Source organism: Pseudomonas sp. xss_4, from assembly GCF_043104125.1.
In the GTDB taxonomy this organism is placed as follows: domain Bacteria; phylum Pseudomonadota; class Gammaproteobacteria; order Pseudomonadales; family Pseudomonadaceae; genus Aquipseudomonas; species Aquipseudomonas parafulva_B.
The window spans coordinates 1-351 of record NZ_JBICKJ010000079.1 but is presented as its reverse complement, the minus strand read 5'-3'; the positions used below and the strand labels follow the sequence as shown (position 1 = coordinate 351).

The 351-nt window shown below is 67.5% G+C and carries 1 protein-coding gene; it reads right to left on the bottom strand.

What is annotated here, in order from left to right; translation table 11 throughout:
* On the bottom strand, positions 1-351 hold a 351-nt coding region (locus ACF8GB_RS17310; RefSeq protein ID WP_392527361.1), incomplete at both ends, for a contractile injection system protein, VgrG/Pvc8 family.

The following is a 351-nucleotide window of genomic DNA, read 5'->3' as shown; positions in this document are numbered from 1 at the left end:
CGGGCATCGTCGCCTTCGACACGGGCCAGGCGGGCATCGCCGCGCAGGGCAAGCAGGCGGGTCTCGGTAAAGGGCTTGCCAGCCTCGTCCTGTTTGTAGCGGCCAGGGTACGCGTAACGCTCGTAGTCGCTGCGCTGGTGGTCGAGCTCAACGCCGTCGACGCTGTGCTGCTGGTTGTAGCGTGGGTGCTTGAAGGTGTAGTCACGCTGAGTCTGGCGGGCGGTGCGCACCTGCTCGGCATAGACGAAGCGGTGCAGCGCGGGCCTGGGCGCATCGCCACCGGCCTTGGGGTTGTAGGTGACGGGTTCGCCGTCGATGGCACCGTGGCTGTAGAGGCGGTCGCTGAAGACC